The following is a 1,298-nucleotide window of genomic DNA, read 5'->3' as shown; positions in this document are numbered from 1 at the left end:
AGGCAAGGGAGGAGGAGACGATCCCGTCAAGAAATCACAGGAAGCTCATGAACGCGCTCGAACAGCAAAGAATGAGTTACCTGCCGGCAATGAGCAGAAAACCACTTCTTCCGACCATGTCAAAACCCTCAGCGGCTGGAGCAAGGATCGCCCCGACGGATTTCAGGAACCTAATGTGAACGATGTTTTAGCCAAGCAGGAAGAGATTGGCCACCCTATTAAGAGATCAGGCTGCAGAGATCATGGGGTCGACGGCCAGCAACTAGCTTCGCACGCAGAACGACAGTTATCGCTGACCGCAAAAGAGCCATACATTGGGGTCTCCAAGAAGGTTTGCTCCGACTGTCGCGGATACTTTAGTAAACTGGCCCAGCACGAGGGGCGAGATTGGTATGTGACCGACCCTCACGAGACGCTGATATTCCGCGCAGACGGAAGTGTGGACTCCCTCAACTGAAGTTCACAACAAATACCTCTAGCCACACAAAAGGAGCAACACCATGATTGACATAAATTCAATAAATCGCGAAATTCAGTTGGCTCGATTTGAGTTAAACGATTCAAGCAACATTAAAGGAATTCTATCTTTGAGGACTAGGAAACGTATTTGGAAAGCAATGCTAGACCCAGAGGACACTGAAGGCACGTACCGTCGAAGGACGTCACTGAGGATACTGTGCGTCGAGCAGGTAAAACACCACTGGTACCGTGCTTTTCCGCGCGACGAGCGCGTAGACGAGATGATAGCTCTCACTCAAGACGTTGTCGAGCAAAGAGAGGACGCAGACACCTCTCAGCAACGCGCTGAAAGTTTTCTGGTGGACGTACTCGATGAGATTGACGACTTTAATTCGATAACGGAGCCTGCGTCGTTTGTCGCGGACGCTGCGTCAAGCACAGTGATCTCAGCTTGTCATCGTTATCTTGACTATGATATTGCTAATTCAGCAGAAGAGGATGATGAGAGACTTCCGGATGCGCTTGATACGAGTTACTGCTGCGCCAGCGCCGCAGCCGGGGCACTGAACTGGCAGCCGTTGGAGGAGACCGACGTCGATGCCCGCCGCGCCTTCTGGCTGTGGTACCTCGATGAGGCCATCCCCGCAGTCCTTGAGGCTCAGTGACCGCCAGCCGGGCTCACCGGCGCTCAAGCAGGAGGAATCAGATGATCGACATGGGTGCGGTGCGCGCTGAGGTTGAGGCGGCCCGCGCTGAGCTGCTCGATGAGGAGGACAACCCCAAGGCGATCCTGTCCCTGGGGACCCGTAAGCGGGTGTGGCGGGCCATGATCGACCCCG

The 1,298-nt window shown here is 54.2% G+C and carries 2 protein-coding genes; both read left to right on the top strand.

Translation table 11 applies throughout. From position 1 onward, the window contains the following. A partial coding sequence (locus HMPREF2883_RS15010; RefSeq protein WP_218079118.1) for a hypothetical protein occupies positions 1-457 on the top strand: 457 nt, incomplete at its 5' end. A gap of 43 nt (positions 458-500) precedes the next feature. Next, a complete protein-coding gene (locus tag HMPREF2883_RS03010) occupies positions 501-1,124 on the top strand; it encodes an Imm5 family immunity protein (RefSeq protein WP_176747129.1) in 624 nt (207 codons plus the stop codon). Positions 1,125-1,298: the final 174 nt, after the last annotated feature.

It is taken from the genome of Actinomyces sp. HMSC075C01, assembly GCF_001812965.1.
Taxonomy (GTDB): Bacteria; Actinomycetota; Actinomycetes; order Actinomycetales; family Actinomycetaceae; genus Actinomyces; species Actinomyces acetigenes.
The sequence above is the reverse complement of the archived record's forward strand: the minus strand, read 5'-3'. Positions and strand labels throughout refer to the sequence as shown.

What these genes read in the sequence shown, in the direction of transcription:
- HMPREF2883_RS03010 (WP_176747129.1), top strand. Translation starts at nt 501, where the DNA reads ATGATTGACATAAATTCAATAAATCGCGAAATTCAGTTGGCTCGATTT.